Origin of the sequence: Falsigemmobacter intermedius, from assembly GCF_004054105.1 — a bacterium.
GTDB lineage: Bacteria > Pseudomonadota > Alphaproteobacteria > Rhodobacterales > Rhodobacteraceae > Wagnerdoeblera > Wagnerdoeblera intermedia.
This window is the reverse complement of record NZ_SBLC01000083.1, coordinates 1-4953: the sequence shown is the minus strand read 5'-3', so window position 1 is coordinate 4953 and position 4953 is coordinate 1. Positions and strand designations below refer to the sequence as shown.

General features: G+C 65.0%; 3 protein-coding genes. All 3 read right to left on the bottom strand.

Annotated elements, in window-relative coordinates:
• Nucleotides 1-229 precede the first annotated feature (229 nt).
• Nucleotides 230-1030 (bottom strand): hypothetical protein, encoded by an 801-nt coding sequence (locus EP867_RS18800; protein WP_128490979.1) that lies wholly within the window; start codon nucleotides 1028-1030, stop codon nucleotides 230-232.
• Entirely contained in the window at nucleotides 1027-4116 is a 3090-nt protein-coding gene (locus EP867_RS18795; RefSeq protein ID WP_128490978.1) for a site-specific integrase, read from the bottom strand. The genes EP867_RS18800 and EP867_RS18795 overlap by 4 nt, the downstream gene beginning before the upstream one ends.
• The coding region (locus tag EP867_RS19965; RefSeq protein ID WP_206616386.1) for a hypothetical protein at nucleotides 4113-4953 on the bottom strand (841 nt) is incomplete at its 5' end. The genes EP867_RS18795 and EP867_RS19965, both read right to left, overlap by 4 nt.

Below are 4953 nucleotides of genomic sequence, written 5' to 3'. Positions count from 1 at the left end.
GCAATGCGCATAGCATGGCAGGCTTTGAGCATAATCGGATCTGACTGAGGAAGTCCTGATAATTTACTATTATCGGACGTATTGGCGGCCGGCGAGAAAGGGTCCGCTCTGCCTTTCTTGGAGGCATTGGAGATCGCTGCTCGATAGCCTATGATCGCTGGGAGATGCGATTGTAGATAAAGCCGGACGTTGCTTCCCCGCCCTCCAGTCGGAAATTAACCTCAGCAGGTCATTTCTGCCCCCGCATCCCGCCTTCTCCACTATGCGGGTGCTGCTGCGAAGACAGGTCCACGACCCAGCGGGTCTGCCCTGCCTCCCCGACACGCTCACGGCGCAGTTCCTCCACGGTCCCGGCCACGCTCCGGAGGAACGTCAGGTCGAGCACAGGGGGCTTGCCTTCCCTTTGCGGCTCGCCACTGAGGCGGATCACCCGCTCTCCATGACCTGTGGTCATCGGCAGATACTCGTGCGGGCGCCCGTTTGTCGGCCGACAAAGCAGCAGCTCGTCCTGTCCTGCGTCCAGGCAGATCTCATGCGTCCCCCAGCGGTGGGTCCGCTCCAGGAACTCCATCAGTTCTTCCGGGTACCAGCCGCAAAGATAGGGAGACTCCTCCAGATCGCGCAGCGGGTGGCGGGAGAGGAACTCATGGCGAACCCGGGGATCTTCCAAAAGATCGCGGCAGGGTCCGAAAGCGGCGAAGCGTCGAACCGAAGGATGTGCCCTGAGATCGCGCAGAGCCTGAAGCCGCAGCATCATGGGGAAGAGCGCAAACTTTTGATGTTTAGGAAGTTCCTCCGGGTCATGGGCTCCGGCGATCACCATGCTAAGTTCGGGAAGCGGCTCCCGCTCGGATATCCAGAGCGCGGTCATCTCAGCGCTGAAGACCGGCAGATCTTCCAGCCGGCAAAATAACTCAAAGCTGACCGGCGAGAGATGGAGGTCATCGCGACGGGCGCGTTCATAATCAAAGCTCTGCCGTGTGCCGTCCGGCCGCTCAAAGGTGAAGGAAGGCTCTCTTCTCAGATTCATTCGACCGCCTCCGCATCCTCTGCCCCCTGATCCGGGCCAAGCTGCAGCCAGATCGCTGCGTAATGGGCAGCGGCGGTGACCACGCCTGCCCATGATCCGGCGGGACGGGCCCCCTGCTCCGCCACATTCGGTGCCATCAGCCGCAAGCGGACCTGAACGCTGCTGCCGCGAGCAACGCGGCGTGCGGCGCGCTGCATCTCGTCCGGCCGCACGCCCTGCCACAAGAGCTCCCGTTCGCGGCGCAGATCAGGGTCGATCTCGGGCGAGACCCGTTCAAACTGCCAGCGCCCGGCCGGGCGCAGCTGCACCGCAAGTGCAATCCAGGCAGTAGCATCCGCGGGGTCCCGGAAGGTCACACCCGCATTGGTGCGCGACGCCTGCGACAGCGTTGTGCGGACCCAGGGATAAACCGCCTGCGGGTGATCAGCGGCGAGATCGATCAGACGCGCCGCAAGATCGAGCGCTTCTCTAAGCTTCGGCGCCGGCAGGGAGGTCGGCAGCAGTCGGCCCTCGTCGCCTTTCTTCTGCAGGCGCAGTTCCCCGCGGGCAGAGCGCAGGGCGGACCAGCGCTTTGCCACGCTGGCAGTTTGCACAATGAGATCTTCCGGCAATGAGGCCGCCGCTGCGGCCCGCGGGAGCGCGAGGCCGCGGTCCAGGCAGTCGAGCGCAATCCGTAAAGCGTGAAGTGCCGCTGCACTGTCCTGAAGCGAAGGCCATGTCCTTTTGCTTTGATCGCAAGGCATCTCCTCCGGCTCGGGCAGGAGCTGGAACAGCCTTTCTGCTGCAGGGCCGCTCAGGTGATCTGCAGGCAGATCCTTTTGCTCCCCGGACGCGCAGGCCTGCCAGATCAGCAGATCTGCGCAGGTGATGTAATGCAGGAAGGTGGTCTCCACACTGCCGTGGCCGGCAAAGCGGGCGAGTGCTTCCCAGCGTTCACGTTGAGAGACACCAGCCACCGCCTGCACCACGGCGCGCCGCTCCTCGGAGGTCCAACCGGTGAGCCGTTCCGTGAGCGCCAGAGCCGGCGCCCGCGCTTCGCCGAGAGCAAGGGCGATGTTGTTCAGCGCCGTACGGCGCAGATCATGGGCCGAGACCATGCTCAGCCCACTCGCCCCCCGCAGGGCTACGGCGATAAGCCGTCCGGTCGCAAGGCGATCGAGCGGAGCGAAGGTACCGTCCGGCTGCAGGATCCCGAAGAGCGGCCCTGCAGGGCTCAGACTACGCCGCCACGCCAGCCAGTCTGAGAAGAAGGCCCGTTCCTCTCTGGTCATCAGAAGCATTGGCCGGATCTGGCGCAAAGCATTGGGGGTCTTATTGCTGCCAAAGCGCGAACTGCGGATGAAGAGGGTGGCCATCTCTTCGGGCACTTGCGTGCCCTCGGGGTTCTCAAAATGCGCGGCCAGTGCTTTGCAGACCTCCCCGATGCGCAGCCCGCAGCGCGCCATCAGCAGGAAGGCGGCCTGCAGCGTGCGTGCGAGATCCGGCGGCAGGCCAAAGGTGCTGGCGAGGGACAGACGCGCGGTGGTGAGGTCGCGGAAGGACAGAAGATGAGCCCGCACGCGCAGCGCAGGTGTGTCGCCCTCCATGGAAAAAGTCTCCGGATCGATCTTCGGGAAGTTCCATGCGCTCATGGCGAAGTCGTGCAGGCTGCGCAGGCGTCTGGCGAGATTGCGCCGCTCGGCGGGACTGCGGGGATCATCCTCGAGGATCTCACCATAAAGATCTTCCAGATCTTCCGCCGTGAGCTCACGCAAAGGAAGATCCTCAAGATGCAGGCAGAGCCGCAGGCCCAGGGTGTCGTCATAGCGTTCCACGCTTGAGGGGCGCAGTCCTTCGTTCTCCAGCAGATGGAGATACCAATCGCTCAGAAGGCAGAGCACATCCGGCCAGTCTCCCCCGGTACGTGCCGCCCGCAGATCGCGGGCCAGATCGCCCGGCCTGCGCCTGCGGGCTGCAGGGCTCTCCTCTGCACCCTCTTCCTCCGGACGGATGTCATGAAGCGCCATATAGAAGCGCAGATAGCCCTCGCTTTGCAAAACCGGATGCGAAAGCCGGGTGACGCGGCGCTCGGGCGGGGCTGTAAGCTCCCGGCTCCAAACGGCGGGGCTTTTGCGCAGGACCTCGCCCGCAGCCGCTCCCCCGGTCAGGGCCCGCGCCCATGTCTCAGGTGTCGCGGCAAAGCTTTTGATCCGCCGCTGCGCCAGTCCCGTCAGCAGATGATCGGGACCGCCCTGCTCCGCTTCCCGCAGCAGCGCCGCGCCGCGCAGCAGCTGCGGCAGACGCAGTGACGGGGGCGGCTCTCCCAGAGCCTTTGCCAACAGCTTTGTCACCGGCTGATCGGGCCGGATGCTCTGGCGGGCAGTGACGGGAAGGTTCCAGAAGAGCGAGATCAGCCGCAGGGTCGGGGGCGCGAGGAAGAGCCGCCGCAGGGCATAAAGCCCCTCTGCGTCTTTGCCACTTGCCACACTGAGCGCCCGGGTCCGGCGCGCAGAGCTGTGGCTGCGTTCTTTGAGATCCAGCCAGACGGGTACATCCTCCGCGCGGTAAAGAACGGTCTCCTCGCTCAACAGGCTCTGCGCAAAGAGCTGCAGATGCGTGGGGGTGAGGCAGGCGCTCTCAAAGAGCGCGGACGCCAGACAGAGGCCAAACAGCTGATCCGCGGAGACCTGCCATGTGAGCCCCTCCTCCCGGATCTTCCAATACTGCGCGCGCAGCCGCCGCGCTTCAGCGGCAAACTGCGGGTCCTCCAGCCGCCAGCTGTCGTCTTTGGAATAAACCGCCGTGATGGCACCGGGGGCGGCAACGGGGGAGGAGCGGCTGCGGGCGTTATGGCGGTCCACCAGATCCTGCAGAACGCCGTTCATGCCCGCTGCCTCAGAGCGGCTGCGGGCATGACGCAGGATCTGCCCATGCAGCTCAAGAAGCTGAGCATGGGCTTCAGCGGGGACCGGCAGATCGGCACGCAAAAGCCACGGTGCGGCGGCGGCGATCAGATCCTCTGCGCGGGCCCGCAGCAGAGTGCGGCTCTGCCCGCGGGCACGCGCCCGGGCCTCGCGTCCGACCGGGGAAGCAACAGGATCTGTCACAGCGGACTCTCCAGAGCGGAGATGCCATGCCCGGTCATCATCAGATCAATCTCCCCCGCCACTTTGCGCAGATCCCCGATCCCGAGGCCGGAGGCCGCCTTGAAGGGAAGTTCAGCGTAGTGGGCGTGCCCCATCCAGGCATCGAGCAGCTGGCCGTCCACCCGTGAGGTCAGCGCCGAGCGCAGGAGATGTCGCGACCAGTTCAGCGGCAGGCGCAAAAACCGCTGCAGAAGCGCCCTTTGCGTGGCCGTGCTCAGTTCCGTGACGCGGTCCTCTTCGGAGAAGAGGAAGAAGAGCGGTGCCTGCGCCCGCGGGTCGGCGGTGAGCGCGGCGTCAATGCGCGTTTTAAGGCTGGGGAGCCGATAAGCACCAAGCGCAGCCTGGAGCCTGCGCAGATGATCACACCAGTGCCGGAGTTGCTGTTGCGCCGCCTGCGGCAGAACCAGCACCCGCGCACCGCGTTCGCCGGAGGTGGTTTTGTCGCTGATCCAGATCAGGCCCGTTGCCAGATCCATATCCCCGAGCCGCTCAAAGGGGCTGCCAACCGGACGATGGCCGGTGGCGAGATAGAGCAGCATCAGCGTGTAACCCGTATAAAGATTATGCGCGGCAACAATCTCCGACGGAGCAGGGCTCGATACCGCTCTGGCCTCTGACAGTTTCCTCTGCTGCGCGCCCATCACGGTGGCAAAGAGCGTCATCGGCAGGGCGATGCGCGAGCCGTAATCCCCCGGGGCCTCCGGGAAGGGGCAGACGCGGGTCCCGAAGTGGGCCAGCAGATAGCGGCGATGCCACCAGATCAGCTCGGACCGGCGCAGACGGGTGTAGTGAAGCTGA